General features: G+C 69.9%; 18 protein-coding genes. 8 read left to right on the top strand and 10 right to left on the bottom strand.

The annotated features are described in order from the left end of the window. Positions 1–68: 68 nt before the first annotated feature. Positions 69–812, top strand: a complete 744-nt coding sequence (locus HOW07_RS17190; protein WP_175117970.1) for an RNase H family protein — start codon at positions 69–71, stop codon at positions 810–812. A 131-nt stretch (positions 813–943) separates the two neighbouring features. Here the strand turns inward: HOW07_RS17190 and HOW07_RS17185 are convergent, their stop codons facing one another. Both HOW07_RS17185 and HOW07_RS17180 read right to left on the bottom strand, forming a co-directional pair. Further along, positions 944–1,654 (bottom strand): endonuclease/exonuclease/phosphatase family protein, encoded by a 711-nt coding sequence (locus HOW07_RS17185; RefSeq protein WP_064296862.1) that lies wholly within the window; start codon positions 1,652–1,654, stop codon positions 944–946. Positions 1,655–1,756: 102 nt separating this feature from the next. Then, positions 1,757–3,994 (bottom strand): UvrD-helicase domain-containing protein, encoded by a 2,238-nt coding sequence (locus tag HOW07_RS17180; RefSeq protein WP_175117969.1) that lies wholly within the window; start codon positions 3,992–3,994, stop codon positions 1,757–1,759. Positions 3,995–4,174: 180 nt separating this feature from the next. On the opposite strand from HOW07_RS17180, the gene HOW07_RS17175 reads away from it, so the two are divergent. After that, positions 4,175–4,687: a DUF4190 domain-containing protein gene (locus tag HOW07_RS17175; RefSeq protein ID WP_121292309.1), complete on the top strand. Its 513-nt coding sequence runs from the start codon at positions 4,175–4,177 to the stop codon at positions 4,685–4,687. Positions 4,688–4,713: 26 nt separating this feature from the next. Here the strand turns inward: HOW07_RS17175 and HOW07_RS17170 are convergent, their stop codons facing one another. Next, a complete protein-coding gene (locus HOW07_RS17170) occupies positions 4,714–5,604 on the bottom strand; it encodes a metal-dependent hydrolase (RefSeq protein WP_121292311.1) in 891 nt (296 codons plus the stop codon). A 126-nt stretch (positions 5,605–5,730) separates the two neighbouring features. Here HOW07_RS17170 and HOW07_RS17165 point away from each other — a divergent pair, with 126 nt between their 5' ends. Then, a complete protein-coding gene (locus tag HOW07_RS17165) occupies positions 5,731–6,105 on the top strand; it encodes a hypothetical protein (protein ID WP_175117968.1) in 375 nt (124 codons plus the stop codon). Between the two features lie 98 nt (positions 6,106–6,203). On the opposite strand, the gene HOW07_RS17160 is transcribed toward HOW07_RS17165, so the two are convergent. The 7 genes from HOW07_RS17160 to HOW07_RS17130 form a co-directional block, all read right to left on the bottom strand. Beyond that, positions 6,204–7,232, bottom strand: coding sequence for a YdcF family protein (locus HOW07_RS17160; RefSeq protein WP_121292315.1), 1,029 nt, complete (start codon positions 7,230–7,232; stop codon positions 6,204–6,206). 73 nt (positions 7,233–7,305) lie between these two features. Further along, a complete protein-coding gene (locus HOW07_RS17155; protein ID WP_064296856.1) occupies positions 7,306–8,886 on the bottom strand; it encodes a sodium:proton antiporter in 1,581 nt (526 codons plus the stop codon). Between the two features lie 145 nt (positions 8,887–9,031). Beyond that, entirely contained in the window at positions 9,032–9,202 is a 171-nt protein-coding gene (locus HOW07_RS17150; RefSeq protein WP_175117967.1) for a hypothetical protein, read from the bottom strand. Positions 9,203–9,773: 571 nt separating this feature from the next. Next, positions 9,774–10,613 (bottom strand): class II fructose-bisphosphate aldolase, encoded by an 840-nt coding sequence (locus tag HOW07_RS17145; RefSeq protein ID WP_175117966.1) that lies wholly within the window; start codon positions 10,611–10,613, stop codon positions 9,774–9,776. Next, positions 10,610–11,560, bottom strand: a complete 951-nt coding sequence (locus HOW07_RS17140; protein WP_175117965.1) for a 1-phosphofructokinase family hexose kinase — start codon at positions 11,558–11,560, stop codon at positions 10,610–10,612. The genes HOW07_RS17145 and HOW07_RS17140 overlap by 4 nt, the downstream gene beginning before the upstream one ends. Continuing rightward, positions 11,557–12,435, bottom strand: a complete 879-nt coding sequence (locus HOW07_RS17135) for an ROK family protein (RefSeq protein WP_175117964.1) — start codon at positions 12,433–12,435, stop codon at positions 11,557–11,559. Before HOW07_RS17135 ends, HOW07_RS17140 begins: the two co-directional genes overlap by 4 nt. Beyond that, a complete protein-coding gene (locus HOW07_RS17130; RefSeq protein ID WP_071260570.1) occupies positions 12,432–13,316 on the bottom strand; it encodes an SIS domain-containing protein in 885 nt (294 codons plus the stop codon). Before HOW07_RS17130 ends, HOW07_RS17135 begins: the two co-directional genes overlap by 4 nt. Positions 13,317–13,491: 175 nt before the next feature. Here HOW07_RS17130 and HOW07_RS17125 point away from each other — a divergent pair, with 175 nt between their 5' ends. From HOW07_RS17125 to HOW07_RS17105, 5 genes are all read left to right on the top strand, one after another. Then, entirely contained in the window at positions 13,492–14,280 is a 789-nt protein-coding gene (locus HOW07_RS17125) for a DeoR/GlpR family DNA-binding transcription regulator (protein ID WP_064296851.1), read from the top strand. 356 nt (positions 14,281–14,636) lie between these two features. Next, positions 14,637–15,869: a Gfo/Idh/MocA family protein gene (locus HOW07_RS17120; protein ID WP_175117963.1), complete on the top strand. Its 1,233-nt coding sequence runs from the start codon at positions 14,637–14,639 to the stop codon at positions 15,867–15,869. Positions 15,870–15,892: 23 nt separating this feature from the next. Next, positions 15,893–17,227, top strand: coding sequence for a sugar ABC transporter substrate-binding protein (locus HOW07_RS17115; RefSeq protein ID WP_254628459.1), 1,335 nt, complete (start codon positions 15,893–15,895; stop codon positions 17,225–17,227). Beyond that, entirely contained in the window at positions 17,224–18,168 is a 945-nt protein-coding gene (locus HOW07_RS17110) for a carbohydrate ABC transporter permease (protein WP_079003469.1), read from the top strand. Before HOW07_RS17115 ends, HOW07_RS17110 begins: the two co-directional genes overlap by 4 nt. Continuing rightward, the gene (locus tag HOW07_RS17105; RefSeq protein WP_079003468.1) at positions 18,161–19,090 is read left to right on the top strand and encodes a carbohydrate ABC transporter permease; all 930 of its coding nucleotides are present in this window, start codon (positions 18,161–18,163) and stop codon (positions 19,088–19,090) included. The genes HOW07_RS17110 and HOW07_RS17105 overlap by 8 nt, the downstream gene beginning before the upstream one ends. The last annotated feature ends 23 nt before the right edge of the window (positions 19,091–19,113 follow it).

Raw genomic sequence — 19,113 nt, 5'->3', positions numbered from 1 at the left:
CCGCGAGGCCGGCGTCGGGGCGTCGGTGGTGCGTCGATACGATGGAGGGCACTCATCGAAAGGCGCACATGACGATCACCGCTGCCGCAGACGGCTCCGCCCTCGGCAACCCCGGACCCGCCGGCTGGGCCTGGTATGTCGACGACGATTGCTGGGCAGCCGGGGGATGGCCGCACGGCACGAACAACATGGGCGAGCTTCGCGCCGTCCTCGAACTGTTCCGCGCCACCGAGCACCTCGACGAGGACCTCCACATCCTCTGCGACAGCAAGTACGTCATCGACTCCATCACGAAGTGGATGCCGGGCTGGAAGAAGAAGGGCTGGAAGAAGGGCGACGGCAAGCCCGTCATGAACCTCGAACTCATGCAGGAGATCGACGCCGCCATCGCCGGGAGGCGCTACCGGTTCGAGTGGGTGAAGGGGCACGTCGGTCACCGACTCAACGAGGCCGCCGACATCCGTGCCCGCACGGCCGCCGAGGCGTTCCAGCGCAAGACGCCGGTCCCGGAGGGACCAGGCTGGACCGGTGCCGGAGCTGCGGAGACCCTGTCCACCCCCGAGGCTGATGCCGACGCTGACGACGCTCCCGAGACGACCGAGCCGGAGCTCTTCGCCGAGCTCGAGGTCCAGGAGGAACGCACCGCCCCCGTGTTCGACGCGGAGGACGACGGCGCGCTGTTCTCACTCGACGTCGAACCGACGTGGCACCAGCTCACCCTCGACCTCACGACCGACGAGCACGAGCGCCTGGTCCGCCGCGCCCGCGAGGCCGGGACGAGTGTCCAGGAGTTCCTCCGCGGCCTCATCTGACGTCGCTTCCGAGTTCACAACTCAGGACGAGCGCGGCGTGTCCCGCGCGGCACGCCGCGGCGGAGGGCACCGCGCCGAGCGCATCCTGAATTGCGAACCGGACGGGGCGCGCGCAGAGGCAGGCGACCGGGTCAGCGGGCGGCGGACTCCGGAGCGTCGTCGTCGACCGGCACGGCCGCACCGTAGGTGGCGTCCACGAGGATCGGCAGGTGGTCCGAGATACCGCGGCGGAGCGTCTGCACCCGGTCGATCTTCAGGCCCACGGACGTCGCGAAGTCGAAGTGTCCACGGAACATCTTGTAGCGCGTGTAGGTGCTGCGGTCGCTGAGGCTCAGATCGTAGCCGCTCTCCTGCATCTTGGTGCCGAGGCCCTTCTGGAAGAGCGGGTAGTTGTAGTCACCGACCATGAGCGTCGGGACGTCGCCCATCGCGTGCAGCTGCTCGTGCGCGGCCTTGATCTGGTGCCGACGCAGTGAGTTGAGCGCGGTGAGCGGGGCCGCGTGGAACGAGGCGACGATGAGTTCGCGCCCGGCCTCGACGTCGGTGAGGCGGGTGCCGATGAGCCGCTCGTGCGCCGGCGCGAGCACCATGTCGTGCAGCGACTTCTTCAGCGCGAACGTCTGCGTCGACTCGGCGGTGAACCGGTCGCGGCGGTAGTAGATCGCGAGGCCGAGCCGGTTGCGGTGGGTGCTGTCGGCGAGGTGCAGGCCGCCGAGTTCGGCGGGCAGCTGCAGGGTGTCGGCCTCCTGCAACGCGAGGACGTCCGGGCCGAACTCTTCGGTGAGTGCGACGAGCTCGCCGCTGGCCTTGTTCTTGCGGAGGTTGTAGCTGATGACCTTCATCCCAGCCTCACATTCTGTTGGCAGAGCCCAAGCCTACGGTCCTTCCCGTCGCCTGGTGCTCTGGAGGGGTCCGGACGACGGTGCGTCGCCGGTTGCCGACGGTCAGCTCGACGAGTCGATGACCGTGAGCCGTTGGGTTGCGCGGGTGAGTGCGACGTACCGGAGTGACAGGGCCGCGTGGCCCGTCCCGCCCAGCGCGTCGGGCTGCACGAGGACGACGCTGTCGAACTCGAGGCCCTTGCTCTCGCGCGCGGTGCCGGTCCACACCCGGGCGCGATCGGCTCCGGTCTCGGCGAGGAGGGCGTCGATCTCCGCCAGGAGCGAGCGGGGAGCGATGACCCCCGCGATGCCGGCGTGTGCGGTGATCGCGTCGACGGCGGCGCGGACCGCCGTCGGGGCCAGCGCGGCGGGTTCGACCGTGAGCTGCACGGGCTCCTCCTCGCCGCGTCGGATCGAGACGGGCGCCGGGGAGTCCGGGTCGAGTTCGAGCCGGACGGGATCGGCGAGCGCCATGATCTGCTCGGGCGTCCGGTAGTTGACGGTGAGCAGCTCCTCCGTCCAGCGCGGGAGTTGCGGGCCGAGCAGCTGCTGCCAGCTGGAGCGGGTGGCGGAGGTGCTCTGCTGGTTGATGTCGCCGACGAGCGTCATCGAGCGGTTGGGACCGCGTCGCAGGACGGCTCGAAGCAGCATGGGGGTGAGTTCCTGGGCCTCGTCGATGATGACGTGCCCGTAGACCCAGGTGCGGTCGCTCGCGGCGCGTTCGGCGGGGCTGCGGTCGTCCTCCACGGTCTGGCGGTCGGCGAGGTCCTGGGCGGAGCGGAGGTAGTCGTCGTCCTGGGCCTCGTCGTCGATGCTGATGTCACCGATCATCTCGAGCACACTGCGCGCGTACTCGACGTCGTGACGGCGTTCGTAGGCGGCGCGGCGCTGCCGTTCCAGCTCGGGGCGCTGATCCTCGCCGATGAGCTCGGCGGCCTCGTCGACGAGGGCGATGTCGCCGGGCGTGAGCCGCGCGGCCCAGTCGACCTCACCCGCGCCGTCCGTTCCGGCGGCGGGTTGACGGAGCAGCAGGCGACGCTCCTCCTCGGTGTGGTCGGGAGCGACGCGAGCCAGCAGCTCGGGATCGGTGAAGAGGCGGTCGATGATCTCGGCCGGCTCGAGGATCGGCCACATCGTGTCGAGCAGTTCTTCGACCTCGGGCTCCTCGCTCAGCTCCTGTCGCCGCTCGTCGGCGTCCTCACCCGTGCGGGGTTCGAAGCCGTCGCGCTTCGCTTCGAGCCCGATGAGGTGCGTCAGCACGGCGCGGTCGAACCGCAGCTTGGCCTCGTTGTGCGGGGTGCCCGATCGCTCGATCCCGGCCTTGATCCGGCGGAGGACGCCCGGCGTGACGCGGAGCGGGCCGTCGCCGGCGATGCGGATGGTGACCGGCTGGTCGAGCGGCACCTGACGCTCGCGGACGGCCCGGGCGACGACGTCGGCCATGCGCAGCCGGCCCTTGAGCTCGGCGGCCTCGAGCGAGTCCTCGGCGTGCGCGTCGAGGCCCGGCACGAGGGTCGCCGGAGTGACGAGGACGACGGCGGTCTCGCCGAGTGACGGCAGCACACGGCTGATGTAGTCGAGGAACGTCGAGTTCGGCCCGACGATGAGCACGACGCTGCGCATGAGTCGCTCGCGGTGCTCGTAGAGCAGATAGGCGGCACGGTGGAGGGCGACGGCGGTCTTGCCGGTGCCCGGACCGCCCTGGACGAGGAGCGTGCCGGGGAGGGGCGCCCGGATGATCGCATCCTGTTCGGCCTGGATGGTGTCGACGATGTCCGCCATGTGCTTGGTACGAGCGCGACCGAGGGCCGCCAGCAGCGCACCGGACTCGCCGATGCCGCTCGGCTCGTCGTCGCTGAGCATGGTCGTGTCGAGCACCTCGTCGTGCACCTCGGTGACGCGGCGACCGGCCGTGCCGATGCGGCGGCGCAGGCGGAGGCCTTCGGGGCGGAGTGGCGTCGCCGTGTAGAACGGGCGCGAGGCCGGTGCGCGCCAGTCCAACAGGAGCTGGTCGCCGCTCTCCGGGTCGCGGAGCCCGATGCGGCCGATGTGGTGCCGTTCGTCGGTCTCGCGTTCGAGGAGGCCGAAGAGGAGTCCGTAGCTGGACGAACGCAGCTCGACCATCCGCTGGCGGTGATGGGCGACCAGGGCGTCGCGTTCCGAGAAGCTCGAGTCGTCGTCGCCGTCGAAGGCGCGGAGGGCGAGCTCGGAGCGCCGTTCCTCGATGTCCGACTGCGACCGGATGACGTCGTGCAGCCGATCGAGATGGTCCTGTTCCTCGGCGATCGCGTCGTTCTGCACGGTGCTCCTTCTGGGTGTGGCGCGGTCCGTGTTCCGGGTTCCCTGCGAGGACCGCACGAATACGGTAGTCGCTTTCCGGGCCCCTCGCCGCCCTTGAGCGTGAGCTCCCAGAGAGCTGGAGGCTGCCGTCGGGGCGCGGATTCGGGCACCGAGTGGCTGCTCGTCGATAGGCTGACGGGCATGAGCACACCGGACGGATCGAAGCCGCAGCCCCTTGCGCCGCAGCAGGCACACTCGCAGCAGTCGGTTCCGCCGCAGCAGTACCCGCAACAGCAGCTCCAGCCGCAGCAGTACCCGCAACATCAGCTCCAGCCGCAGCAGTACGGGGTGCAGCCGTACGCCCAGCAGGCGCCCTACCCGCCGCAGTACGGCATGCAGCCGTACGCGCCCGTGTACCCCCCGCCCTACCCGTACCCGGCGTCGCCGCCGAAGGGCCTCAGCATCTCCAGCATGGTCATCGGCCTGGTGTCGCTGTTCTTCGGGTTCACCTTCGTGCTCCCGGTCGTCGGATTCGTGCTCGGCCTCATGGGGCTCCGCCGTGAGCCCGCCGGTCGGGCGATGGCCATCACGGGCGTCGTGCTCAACGGGCTGTTCCTGCTCGTCTGGGCGGCACTCGTGCTGCTCTGGGTGTTCGTCATCGGCGGCCTGCTCGCCGGCGTCGGCGGTGCGGCCTCCACGGGCATCGCCGCCTAGCCGCCGGTCAGCCGTCGAGCCTCCGGTCAGCCGGCCGGGACGACGGTGCTGATCATCGACAGCACCACGGCGCCGTCGACCTCTTCGCGTTCCAGCCACACCGCGATGCTCGAGAATTCGCCCAACGACGCCACGTGGGTGCCGCCGCAGGCGATGACCGCAGGGCCGCCCGGCAGCTCGCAGTGCCAGCTGCGCCGATCGGTGAGCAGCTCGCCCTCGCGATCGATCCGGACGGCGGCGCCGCTGTCCAGCCAGCCGTCGAGGGTGTTCCGGATGCGTGACCCGAGTGCGTCGAGGTCGTCGAGGGCGGCCGGGTCGAACCCCTTTCGACGGAGCGACTTGCCGATGCGGTAACGGTCGGTCGACGCGTTCGGAGCGATCCGCGACGACTCGCAGGCGAGCGCGTCGAAATCCGGGGCTCCGAGGGCATCGGGGACGACCTCCTTGCGCCAGGCGTCGGCGAGCGCGGCGTTCAAGGCGAGTGATGCGAGGTGGCACCCGGTGTGCCCGGCGGAGAGCGCGTGTCGGGTGGACGCGTCCACCTCGATGCGGGCCGTCGCGCCCTCGACGGCGCTCCGGGCCGTTTCGATGGAGACCAGGTGGGCGACGAGGAAGGCCCACCCCTCGGTGCCCTTCTTCACAGGGATGTCGGCGCCGAGGTACAGCCGGGTCCCGTCGCTCGCGGCGACGACGCAGTCGGTCACGGCGACCTCCACGGCGCTGGTGCCCTCACCGAAGGTGATGGTCGCCGAGTCGGCGGGCTGGTCGGGCCACGCGGCGTCGACCGGGTGGCAGGCCGTCTCATCGAGCACGACGGCGAGGTGATCGCCGACGGGTTCGACGTGCAGCACCGTGCCCGTCGAGACGAGGGCTCCGGTGGGATAGGTGACGCGCGTGTCCGTGACGGGGAGGCTCATGTCCCCACGCTATCGCGACCGGCCCGGACGCCCGTCGGCGGCTGTCAACCCCGGGAGACCGTGGAGGATCACGTCGTAGAGTCCGAGGACACGGAGCGCGACGCGTTCCGCGGAGAGGAGTGCATCATGACGGATCAGCAGGACCAGCATTCAGGCGACGACCTCGCGACCGGTGCGGCCGGAGCGGACCAGGAAGCCTGGGAGGGTGCCGACATCGACACCGCAGAGCTCGTGAGCTCCGACCAGACGACCGCCGGACCGGGCTCGGACGGGTCGAGTCAGACCGTCGACGGCACCGGCTCGGAGGACGCGGCTCCCGACGAGGAGCAGGCGACCGAGGAGGCCGTCGAGACCCCGGAGCCCTCGACCGAACTCGACGCACCGCTGGCCGAGGGCGAGGGTGGCGACGCCGACGGTTCGGCCGACCACCAGCCCGACTCCGGGCCGGCCTCCGAGGCCACCGACGACGCCCGCGAGGTCTACGACACCGCACCCGACTGAGTCGGACACCACACGACCGACGGGCCGTCATCCGATCCATTCGGACGACGGCCCGTCGCGCGTTGCGGGCGTCGTCGGCCTCGGGCTGGGAGGGCGGCTCAGATCGGTAGGAGCGACCAGACCACCGCGAGCGCGATCAGGGCCGCGACGCCGGCGATCGCCAGCGCATTGAGCAGGCGGTGCTCGACCATGATGGCGACGTACTCGCGGAGGAACGCGCTCGGCACGTAGTAGGCGGCCGTCGGGGAGCCGATCACCTGGGCCTCGCTCCCGATCGAACGTGCAAGGAGGGCCGCGCGGAGGACGTGGTAGTTGTTCGTCACCACGATCGTCTCGCCGTCCCGTCCGACCGACTGCTGCAGGTCGCGGGAGAGCACCAGGTTCTCGCGCGTGTTCGTGGACGCGGTCTCCGGCAGCACGTCGGACGGGTCCGCGCCGTTCGCGACGAGGTACTCGGCCATGGCGGTGCCCTCCGGGCGGGGTTCGTCGTCGCCCTGTCCGCCGGACGGGATCAGGAGCGGCCGCGTCGCCCCCGGTGACGTGGCCCGGTAGATGCGGAGCGCCAGGTCCAGGCGACTGCGCAGCAACGGCGGGACCTCACCGTGGATGAGGCCGGACCCGAGGACGACGAGGGCGTCGGGCGTCCGCGTGTGCCGATAGCGGCTGTAGACGAGTGAGTACACGCCGAAGGCAGCGAACGTCGCCGCCGCGTAGAAGCAGGCAAACCCGAGCAGGAGGCCCAGCGCGACGAGGACGATCGTCAGCCACGAGGGCAGGGACTGCGGGTGCGCTCCGAGGACCAGCAGCACGGCCAGCACGGGCAGGACGAGGATCGCGACCCCGGCGAACAGCGAGAGCAGGTTGCCCAGGCTGCGTCCTTCGAGCCGGAGCATCGTGATGCCGTTGCCGATGAGGAGGACCCCGAGCACACCCACCAGTAGGACTGTGCCGAACGCGGCGAGGAGCACGGTGAACGGCGTCGTGCGGGACGCCTCCGAGAGGAGCGCCACCAGCCCGCAGGCGATCGCGGAGACCAGGAAGACCCCGTTGCGCAGGCGGCGGGCATCGCTGCGTCGACTCACGACGTAGAGCACCGCGAAGACGGCGGCCGGGAACAACATGATCATGCGCTCATCCTGCCCGACCGATCGTCGTGCGCGGGCCTGGTGGACGGGGCGTGCGAGCGGACCGGTCGGGGTGCTATGACCGCGGCGGCTTCGGCGTCATCGCCTTGAGCGTCGCCTCCTCGGCGTCGATCGCGGCCAGAACAGCCGCGACCGCCGGTTCCTGGTAGCGACCCTCGGCGCGCGCCGAGAGGAGTGCCTCGCGTTCCGCCGCGATCATCTGGCGGCGCAGTCGGGCGAACGCGACCGTCCGGAGCTCCGAGCCGTCACCGGTGTACTGCTCGAGGGCGTTGGCCACGAAGCTCGCATTGGTCCGCAGACGGTTGAGCACCTGCTCCTCGTCCGCCTCGGTCGTCAGCTCGTCGAGGCGGTCCAGGCCGGCCGTCTGGACCTCCGCCATGAGCATCAGCTGCTCGACGCGCTCCTGGCTGTGGTTCGGCGGCGGGAGGTGCAGCGCGCGGATGATCCGGGGGAGCGCGAGCCCCGAGAGGAGTGTGCCGACCACGACGACGAACGCCAGGAACTGCAGGAACTCGCGCGACGGGGTGTCCTCGGGCAGCAGGAACACCGCCGCCAGGGTCACCACGCCACGGACGCCGGCTGCGGAGACGGCGATCCCGTTGCCCCAGGACCAGCTCCGCTCACGGAGCCGTCTGGGTCCGAGCCGGTAGATCGCCGTGACCGTCATCTCCCACACGAATCGCGAGACGATGAGCGCCGCGAGGACCCCGATGCTGATGAACACGGTCGGCCAGAGCCCCGGACCGGTCTGGATCGCCCCCTCGAGGATGCCGGCCAGGTTGAGCCCGATGAACAGGAAGACGGCGTTCTCGAGCAGGAACTGGATGGTGCGCCAGTTGAGGGACTCGGCGATGCGCGCCTCGGCCGACTGCACGATGGGCGCCCGGTAGCCGAGCAGCAGCCCGGCGGTGACGACCGCGAGCACACCCGAACCGTGGATCGCCTGCGCCAGGAGGAACGCGAGGAACGGGGTGATGAGGGAGAGACAGGTGTCGAGGACCGGGGCGCGCAGGCGTCGGCGGACCTCGGACAGCACCCAACCGACCGCGAGACCGACACCGACGCCGGCGACGACCTCGATGACGAACTCGCCGGCGATCATGACCGGGTTGACGACGCTCGTGATGGCGAGGATCGAGGCGTTGAGTGCCACGAGAGCGGTGGCGTCGTTGAGCAGGCTCTCACCCTCGAGGATCGTCAGCACACGGCGGGGGAGCCCGAGTCGTCCGGCGATCGCGCTCACGGCGACGGCGTCGGTCGGCGCGATGACCGCTGCGAACGCGAACGCCGCTGCGAGGGTGATCGACGGGATGAGGAGCCAGCTGGCGAATCCGACGGACACGACGGTGAACGCGACGGCACCCACCGAGAGCAGGATGATGCCGTCGTTACGGGCACGGATGTCGATGAGGGAGATCCGGATCGCCGACGCGAACAACAGCGGCGGCAACAGGCCGTAGAGGATCAGGTCGGGTTCGATCTCGACGGTCGGGACGGCGGGGATGAACGACGCGACGCCGCCGACGAGCACCAGGGCCACCGGGGCGGAGACGCCCGCTCGGCCGGACAGGCCCGACACGATGACGGTGACGACGACGAACACGACGATCCACGAGATGAGCGCGACGGGATCCATGTGGGGATTCTCCCACCTGGGAGGCCGTGGTCGTCCGTACGATCGTCCGAACTCCGGACCCGCCGTGAGCGGCGCCGGTTCCGAACGCACGACGCCCCCGCACGGTCAAGCCGTGCGGGGGCGTCGGTTGGAACGGTGAGGCGGCTCAGCCGCGGCGGTTGGCCGCGCTGCTGGAGCCGCGCTGCTCCGCGCCGGTCTCGCGGGTGCGGAGACCGAAGCGGTAGGTGAGCTTCTCGGTGGAGTGACCGCGGCCGTGGACGGCGGTGCCCGCGGAACGGTTGGAGGACGCTGGGGTCCAAGTCTGGGTGATGGACATGGTGGTTCTCGATTCTGGTGTTGCGGATGATGGATGGGCCGGTTCCAGAAGGGGAATGCGATGACGATCGGTGCAGGTCGCATGGATGGAGCGACGAGACCGTCCGGAGTGCAGCTGCGCCGAGATTCGGCTGCGCTGGTCGGCTGGGGCCGTCCGGTGGATCGTTCTTCGCCGTTCTGGAGGGCGGCTGGTGGTGACGTGTCGGGAGCATCGGCGTATCCGTGGAGGTGTGGACTCTGCACACGGAAGCCGGTTGTGACATCGGCACTCAAGAGATGAACGTACGCGACCAAGCTGAGAACGACCTGGGAAGAACGGGCTTCACTGCTTGCGCGGGTCGATGCCCGAGGTCAGACCCGAGCATCGACCGGCGGTGTCGCAGAGCTTCGGGCCACCGCACCTAGGGGAGGGGTGGCCGTATCTCCCGCGCACCCGAAGGGATATCGGGCTCGGGAGGCCGGAGGGTGATCGCGGGGGACGATCGGTTACCGGTGGAGACGCTGGAAGAACTCCAACGCAATATATATTAACAGCTCAGCGTTGCGTGTTGCTGTGGGATTCCTGGGAGTGCTCAGTCGGTGGCGAGGAGGCGCAGGATCCGCGCCGTCTCGATCGCGACCGCGCTGCGACCGGCCCGGACATAGGTGCGGGGGTCGACGAGCTTCGGTTGCTCGTCGAGGACGTCGCGCACCGCCCGGGTGAACAACCCGTTGAGGTGCGTCGAGAGGTTGATCTTCGTCATCCCGGAACGCACTGCCGCGCGGAGTTCGTCGTCGGGGAGTCCGGAGGAGCCGTGCAGCACGAGCGGAACGGGCACCTCGCGGCGGAGCTGCGCGATCAGCGCGTGGTCGACGGCTGCCTCGCGGCTCGTCATCGCGTGCGAGGTGCCGACGGCGACGGCAAGGGCGTCGACGCCGGTCGCTGCGACGAACGCGACGGCCTCTGCAGGCACCGTGCGCGCGCCCGGAGCGTGGACGCCGTCCTTCCCGCCGACCTCGCCGAGCTCCGCTTCGACGGCCACGCCGCGAGCGTGGCAGAAGTCCACGATCTCCTTCGTCGCGCGGACGTTCTCGTCGTACGGCAGGGTCGAGGCGTCGAACATCACGCTGTCGACGCCGAGATCGACGCCCTCGTGCACGAGCTCGGCCGACTCCACGTGGTCGAGGTGGACGAGGACCGGGACCGTCGCTGCACGGGCGATGGCCAGCGAGGCGAGCGTGATGGGCGCGAGCGACCCGTGGTACCGCACGCAGTTCTCGCTGATCTGCAGGATGACCGGCAGCCCGGCCTCCTCGGCGCCGGCGACGATCGCCTCCGCGTGCTCGAGGAGGACGACGTTGCACGCCGCGATGCCGGCGTTCGAGTCCGAGGCGTTGGCGAGGAGCGCGGTGAAGTCGAGGGCGGTGGTCATTCGGTTGCTCCAATGGGGTCGGATGCGGCGGGTGCGTCGATGAATCGGTGGAAGGCGGCGAGGTCGATCGCGCCCGCGATCGGTTCGAGCACGGCCGCCGCTCCTGCAGCCGCCGCTGTGCGGAGTGCCTCGGGAAGTGTGGCTCCCGCGCGGAGTGCTGCGACCAGGCCGGCCGTCGCGGCATCGCCGGCGCCGGTCGGGTTGCCGCTGACGCCGGGGACGGCCGGGACCTCGTGGGCGCCATCGGCGTCGCCGGCGGTGAGGCCGTCGGCACCGCGGGAGATGACGACCGCGCGGGCGCCGAGTGCGAGGAGTGACGCGCGAGCCGATGCGAGGTCGGCCGCGCCCGTCGCCTCGAGGGCCTCGTCGAGGTTGGGTTTGAGGATCGTCGCACCGGCGCGTGCCGCGGCGAGGAGCGCCGTGCCGCTGACGTCGACGATCACGGGGACGCCGGCGTCGTGCCCGGTTCGGACCAGGGCTTCGACGACGCTGCCGGGCGTGGCCGGCGGGAGCGAGCCCGAGATGACGAGTGCGCTCGCGTCCTGCAATGAGCGCCTGAGCTCGGTCGTCAGGGCGGCCCACTCCTCGGGCGTCACCGCCGGTCCGGCCTCGGCGTAGAGGGTCGGATGCTGGATGCCGTCGACGACCGCGACCGTCGAGCGTGTCTCGGCGCGGAGCTCCACGACCCGGGCGGGGAGGTCGTCGGCCGCGAGGGCGTCCCCGAGCCAGGTGCCGGAGGCGCCGCCGAGCGGGAGCACCTGCAGGGTCGGGACGTCGAGTGACTCCAGGACGCGAGCGACGTTCACGCCCTTCCCACCGGCACGCCGCACGACGGACTGGACGCGTTGTGTGACCCCGAGCTGCTGCTCGGCGACCGTGTAGGTGATGTCGACGGCCGGGTTCGGCGTCACGACCACGACGCGACGCGGTGCGGGGGTGGTCGTCATCGCGCCGTCACCAGTCGGCGGGCGAGGATCCCCGCACCGACCGTTGCCGCCTCGTCGCCGTGACGAGCGGGCAGGAGCTGCGGGACGCGGACGACGTCGAGCCGCTCGCGGAGTCCGTGCTCGAGTGGCTCGAAGAGGGCGGCTCCGGCGAGGGCGAGCCCGCCGCCGATCACGATGGCGGTGGGTGCTGCGACGACGGTGATGCCGGCGAGGGCCTCGGCGAGTGCATCGACGGCGTCGTTCCAGATGGCGCTGGCGGCGGCGTCACCGCCGGCGACCGCGTCGGCGACGGTCTTCGCGTCGCGGGCACCCGCACGACGTGCGATGCCGCCCGCTGAGGCGAGCTCCTCGACCCGGAGTCCGCGGTGCGGGCCGTCCTGGATCACGCGCTGGCCGATCTCGCCGGCCCAGCCGCCGCCGGCGAAGGGGACCCCGTCGATGACGAGTGCCGAGGCCAGGCCGGTTCCGACCGGTACGAACGCGATCGTGCCCGTGACGTCGGCTGCAGCGCCCGAGACCGCTTCCGCCAGCGCCCCGGCCCGGACGTCCTGCCCGAAGGCGAGCGGGACGTCGAGTGCGGGACGGAGGAGCTCGGGGAAGGCGAGGTCGCGCCAACCGAGGTTGACCGCGTGGATGCAGACGCCGTGCTCCTCGTCGACGACGCCGGGCACGACCACCCCGACGGCCGCCGGGGCCGCGACGCGGCTCGCGGCGGTGACGAGTCCGAGGACGATGTCGCGGGTCAGGACGCCTGAGGTGTCGCCCGAGGGCGTCGCTTCGCGCCAGCGCCCGAGGACCGTGCCGTCGGCATCCGTCAGTGCGGCTTTGATCCCGGTCCCGCCGACGTCGATGCCGAGGACCGCCCGCTCGGTCACGGCGTCAGGATGACGGAGCGCGTGAGCGAACGGGGGTGGTCGGCGTCGAGGCCGCGGGCCTCGGCCAACGCGACCGCGAAGCGCTGCGCGACGACGAGCCCGGCGATGGGGTCGAGGTCGTGCTGCACGAAGGTCGCTCCGGTGGCCGCGACGTCCTCCGGCAGGCCGGCGGGCGTCGGTCCGAGGGACCACACGAGTCGGCCGGGCTGCGCGATCGCTATGGGGCCGTGGCGGTAGTCCATGGCGGGGTAGGACTCCGCCCAGAACTGTGCCGCCTCCCGGGTCTTGAGCGCGGCCTCGAAGGTGAGGCCCACAGCGTGCCCGAGTCCGATGAAGGACACCTGGTCGGCGCCGAGGTACTCGTCGATCGGGATCTGCAGCGCCCGCTCGGCTTCCGCGGCGAGTGCCTCGACGTCGTGTCCGAGCGAGCCGCGGAGGAGCGCGAGCGTCGTCGTGGCGAAGCGGGTCTGGACCACCGAACGCTCGTCGGCGAAGGGGAGGGCGATCACGTGTGCCGCCGGAACGGTCGCGGGGGAGTCGTCGACCGCGGTGATGAGGACGGTGGTGACCGAGTCGCCCACCGCTTCCAGCAGGTGCACGATCTCCGTGGTCGTGCCGGAGCGTGAGATGGCGACGATGCGGTCGTAGTCGCGGACGCCGGGGAACTCCGAGCCGGCGAACGCGTCCGTGACACCGAGCCCCGCCTGCTCGCGCAACACGGCGTAGCTCATCGCGATGAACCAGCTGGTGCCGCACCCGACCACCGCGACCCGCTCTCCCGGCTGCGGCAGCACGGCGACGGCCTCCGGCACGAGGGCGGCGGCGGTGCGCCAGGATTCGGGCTGCGACGCCAGTTCGGCGGCGACGAAGGTCTCGGGCATGACGTGCCTTTCACGTGAGGGGACGCGATCGCAGCGCGGCGATGCGTTGCCGCAACCATACCGGATCGAATCTGATCGATACCAGTGCAAATCGTCAGAATCAATCAGACTGGCGCTGGCTGAGCGCCCATATGATGGTCACAGTACGCCCGACCCGACCGGAAAAGCAGGACAGATGACGCAGCAACAGCGACTCAACGCCCTGCTCGAGCTCGTGAGCGAACGCGGCAATGTGACGATCGCGGAGATCGGCGAAGCGCTCGGCATCTCCGCGGCCACCGCCCGTCGCGACCTGACGGCGCTCGCCGAGCAGCGACTCGTCACGCGGACCCACGGCGGTGCCGCCGCCCTCGGCACCGGCTACGAGCTGCCGCTGCAGTACAAGATCGCCCGCCAGGCGGACGCCAAGATGGCCATCGCGAAGGCCACGGCCGCCCTGATCAACGTCGGCGACGCCGTCGGACTGAACGGCGGCACCACCACGAGCGAGGTCGCGCGGGTGATCGGGCGGAGCGAGCACCTCGTCCGTTCGGACGGCGACGCCTCGGTCACGATCGTGACGAACGCGCTCAACATCGCCTTCGAACTGTCCGTGCGCTCGCACGTGAAGATCGTCGTGACGGGAGGCGTCGCACGACGCCAGTCCTACGAACTCGTGGGCTCGCTCGTCGCGGGGGCGCTCGCCGAGATCGCCCTCGACGTCGCGATCCTGGGCGTCGACGGCTTGAGCGCGCAGTTCGGCGCCACCACCCTCCACGAGGGTGAGGCCTCGGTGAGCCAGGAGTTCGTCAAGGTCGCGAAGCGGGTCATCGTGGTCGCCGACAGCACCAAGATGACGAAGGCGACCTTCGCCCGCATCTGCCCACTCGACCGCATCGACGTGCTCGTCACCGACCAGCCGGTGGATCCGGCGTTCGCCGACGCCCTGGCCGCGGCCGGCGTCGAGCTCATCATCGCCGCCTGAGTCCTCCGCTCCCGGTCCCTGAGCCACCCTGCTCCTGACCACTGAGCCGCCCCGCTCCTGGCCACTGAGCCATCCACCTCCCGGTCGCTGAGCTGCCCCTCCCAACCACTGAGCCACCCTGCTCCTGACCACTGAGCCGCCCCCTCCCGGTCACTGAGCCGCCCCCTCCCGGTCACTGAGCCGCCACCTCCCGGTCACTGAGCCTGTCGAAGTGCGCTCCCCATGTTTCGGCGCGGTAAAACCTCTCCACATCAGCCACCCCGCGCTTGCGTCAGCGCTGTGATCGCCTATTGTCATTTCATGATCGTTTTGGCATCATATGAATCAACTTCACGCAAGGAAGCGGATGTGATCGAGTGAGCACTGCACCAGCCACCACCCCCGAAGGCCTCCGGGTCGCCGTCATCGGCACCGGCCAGCGGGCCTACATCGCCGAACACGTCGCCACGAGCCCCACGTCCGCCTCGGTCGTCGCGGCGGTCGACACCACCGAGATCGGTCGCGGTCGGGCACGGCAGCTGTTCGGCGACGACATCGAGGTCCTCGACTCCCACGAGGCGCTCATCGAGCGTGGCGGCGTGGACGCGGCGATCGTGACGACGCCCGACTGGACCCACAAGGAGATCGCGGTCGACCTGCTGCGCGCCGGCATCGCGGTCTATCTTGAGAAGCCGCTCGCGATCACGCTCGACGACGCAGACGCGGTCCTCCAGGCCGCCTACGAGTCGCGGACGCCGCTCTATGTCGGGCACAACTTCCGACATGCCGCCGTCGTCCGGCTCATGCACGAGGTCATCGAGCGCGGCGAGATCGGCGCGGTCAAGTCCGTCTGGGTCCGCCACTTCGTCGGCAACGGCGGCGACTACTACTTCAAGGACTGGCACGCCGACCGCTCGCGCGTGAACACCCTGCTCCTGCAGAAGGCGAGCCACGACATCGACGTCGTCCACTTCCTCGCCGGCGCGTACACGCGGCGCGTCGTCGCGATGGGCGACCTCGCGGTCTACGGCGACATCGACGACCACGAGGACCGCAGCGGCCAGACCATGGCCGACTGGTTCTCCTACGACAACTGGCCGCCCGAGGCGCAGCGCGGTCTGAACCCCGTGGTCGACGTCGAGGACGTCTCGATGATGCTCATGACCCTCGAGCACGGGATCACCGCCAGCTACGAGCAGTGCCACTTCACCCCCGACTACTGGCGGAACTACACCGTCATCGGGACGCACGGCAGGCTCGAGAACATCGGCGACACCGCCGGTGGCACCGTCAAGGTCTGGAACCGTCGTCGTACCTGGAGCACCGAGGGCGACGTGGAGTACCCGATCGCGGGCGTCGAGGAGGGCCATGCCGACGCCGACCTCGACACGATGAACGAGTTCCTCGCCTTCGTCGCCGAGGGCACCCCCACCACGCTGTCGCCGGTCGCCGCGCGACAGGCCGTCGCAGCCGGAGCCCTCGCCGCACACTCCCTCCGCAACGGTTCGATCCCACTCGACGTCCCGCCGCTCGACCCCGCACTCGTCGAGTACTTCTCCTCCCTCACCGCCCGCACCGCACCGCACTCCCTCGACGCCGCCACCCGGTAGCGCACCTCGAAAGGACTCCAGTCATGCCTTCGCCGTTCATGAACCGCAACACCGCATCCGGCGGTCGCGCCCGCCGCCGCGCCGTCCTCAGCGGCATCGGCCTCCTCGCCGCCGCCGCGCTCACCGCCGGCTGCAGCACCGGTGGCGGGGGCGCCACCGGTGGCGAGTACGCCGCCGCCCCGAAGGACCTCAAGGCCGAGATCACCTACGGCGTCTGGGACCAGGCCCAGGTCGAGGCGATCGACGCCAACATCGAGGCCTTCAACAAGGTCTACCCCGACATCACGGTCAACGTGAACGTCACACCCTGGGCCTCGTACTGGTCGAAGCTCCAGACGCAGGCCTCGAGCGACACCCTGCCCGACCTCTTCTGGTTGAACGGGCCGAACTTCCAGGTCTACGCGGCGAACGGCAAGATCGAGCCCATCACCGGGGCCGTGAAGGCCGGCGACATCGACCCGAAGAACTACCCGGAGGCCCTGAACGAGCTGTACTCGCTGGACGACACCCAGTACGGCGTGCCGAAGGACTTCGACACGATCGGTGTCTGGGTCAACACGGCGCTCTTCGAGCAGGCTGGCGTCGCGCTGCCCGCCGACGGCTGGACCTGGGACGACTTCGACACCGCCGCGCAGGAGATCTCGACGAAGCTGAAGGACCAGGGCGTCTATGGTGCCGCCGGCGGCATGGACGGCCAGACCACCTACTACAACACGATCCTGCAGGCCGGTGGCGAGGTCATCAACGCCGACCAGACCGAGTCCGAGTACGACAGCCCCGAGGCCCAGGAAGGGCTCCAGTTCTGGACGGACCTCATCGCGGACGGCTCTTCGCCCAGCATCCAGCAGCTGACGGACACGCCGGCCGACCAGTGGTTCACCTCCGGCAAGCTCGCCATGTACTGGGGCGGAAGCTGGCTGCGTCCACTCGTCGGTGAGTCCGACGTCGCCGCCACCGCCCAGGCCTTCCCGCTGCCGACCGGCAAGGAGCAGGCGACGGTCATCCACGGCGTCTCCAACGTCGTCGCGTCGGCGAGCAAGAACAAGCAGGCTGCACAGGCCCTGCAGGTCTTCCTGGCGAGCGAGGAGGCCCAGCAGCAGCAGGGCGACCTCGGCGCCGTCATCCCCGCGTACACCGGTACGCAGCAGTCGTTCGTCGACTCCTACCCGACGATGAACCTGCAGGTCTTCCTCGACGCGCTCGACTACGCCAAGCCGCTGCCGGTGTCGGAGAACACCGCCGCCTGGAACGCCCTCGAGGTCGAGCTCCTGCCCGACGCGTTCAGCGGTGACAAGCCGGTCGCCGACGTGGCGAAGGATCTCGCCGAGCAGATGAACGCCGCGCTGGCCAAGAAGTGACCGGTCAGACCGTGCTGCGCACCCCGTCGGCGCCACGCTCCTCGCGGAGCGTGGCCCGGCGGGGTGCCGCCCGCGGTGACGGCGCCTGGCCGTGGGTCTTCGTCCTCCCGCTCCTCACCGGCATCGGCGTCTTCTTCATCTGGCCGATGATCCAAACCGCCTACTACTCGTTCACCGAGTGGGGCGTCTTCGGCGGAACGACGTTCACGGGCGTCGAGAACTACGTCCGGTTGTTCGCCGACCCGCGGCTCTACGCCTCCCTCGGCAACACGCTGATCTACACGGCGGTGGTGCTCCTCGGCATCCCGATCGCCGTCTACCTCGCGAGCCTGTTGAACCTCCCCGGCCTGCGGTTCGCGAGCTTCTACCGGGTGCTCTTCTTCCTGCCGTACGTCGCGATGCCGACCGCCGTGGCCATCGTCTGGCGCATCATCTTCAACGGTGATTTCGGCATCCTCAACTACACGCTGTCGCTCGTCGGTGTCGACGGTCCCTACTGGATCAGCACGCCGGGCACCGCGATGTTCGCCGTGGCGATCGTCGGCCTCTGGTCGTCGCTCGGCTTCTCGATGATCATCCTCGCGTCCGGGCTCAAGAACATCGCGCCGGAGCTCTACGAGGCGGCCGAGCTCGACGGCGCCACCCGGTGGCGGCAGTTCCGTTCGATCACGGTGCCGCTGCTCACCCCGAGCATCTTCTTCGTCACGATCATCACGGTGATCTCGAGCTTCCAGCTCTTCGACCTGCTGTACGCGATCCTCGGCAGCACCAACCCGGTGCTCCCGAAGAGCATGTCGCTCGTCTACTTCTTCTACGACCAGGGCTTCGTCCAGAACGACAAGGGCTACGCGGCGGCGATCGCGATCGTGATCTTCCTGATCATCGGACTCGTCACGCTCCTGCAGTTCCGGCTCCAGAAACGATGGGTGAACAATGACTGAGCAACTCACCGCCACAGCACCGCTCACCACCCGTGCCGTCACCGTTCCGGGATCGGGTCGTCCGTCCGCCGCGTCCGCGCGACGCCGCGAGGTCGGTCGGCCCGGCCAGCGGCGCGGGTCGCACGTCGTCGCCCATATCGTGCTCGGCGTCGGTGGCCTCATCATGGCGTTCCCGTTCATCTGGCAGATCATCATGTCGCTGTCGACGAACGCGGAGGTGCAGAGCGTGGTCCCCACGTTCTGGCCGGCCGAACTGCAGTGGCAGAACTACGCCGCGGTGTTCGAGCGTCTTCCGTTCCTCGATCAGCTGCGCACGTCGATCGTCATCACGGTGATCAGGACGCTCGCGCAGATCGTCCTCTGCACGATGGCGGGTTACGCGTTCGCACGGATGCGGTTCCGCGGACGCGCGGTGCTGCTCGCCGTGACGCTGTCGATCCTCATGGTGCCGTCGCAGGCGTACCTCATCTCGCAGTACCAGATCGTGCAGGGCTTCGGATGGCTGAACACCACGCTCGGCATCGTCGCACCCGGCCTGTTCAGCGCGTTCGGAACCTTCCTCATGCGGACGGCGTTCCTGAACCTGCCGACGGAGCTCGAGGAGGCGGCGCGGATCGACGGCGCCGGACCCTTCCAGATCTTCTGGAAGATCATGCTGCCGCTCGCCAAGCCCAGCATCAGCGTCCTCGCCATCACGACCGTGCTGTGGTCGTGGAACGAACTGCTCTGGCCGCTCGTGGTGTCCACGTACGCCAACTCCATGCCGCTCGCCGCCGGTCTCGCGACGCTCTCGAGCGACAAGACGACGGACTACCCGGTGATGATGGCGGCGTCGATCCTCGCGATGGCGCCCGTGCTCATCCTGTTCATCGTCCTCCAGCGCCGGGTGATCGACGGGCTGGCGTTCTCCGGGCTGAAGTAGGTGCTGCCCCGTTTCCCCGAGCG

The organism is Plantibacter sp. MCCC 1A11337 (assembly GCF_013349365.1).
GTDB lineage: Bacteria > Actinomycetota > Actinomycetes > Actinomycetales > Microbacteriaceae > Plantibacter > Plantibacter flavus_A.
Note: the sequence above shows the minus strand (reverse complement) of the source record. Positions and strands in the feature narration are given on the sequence as shown.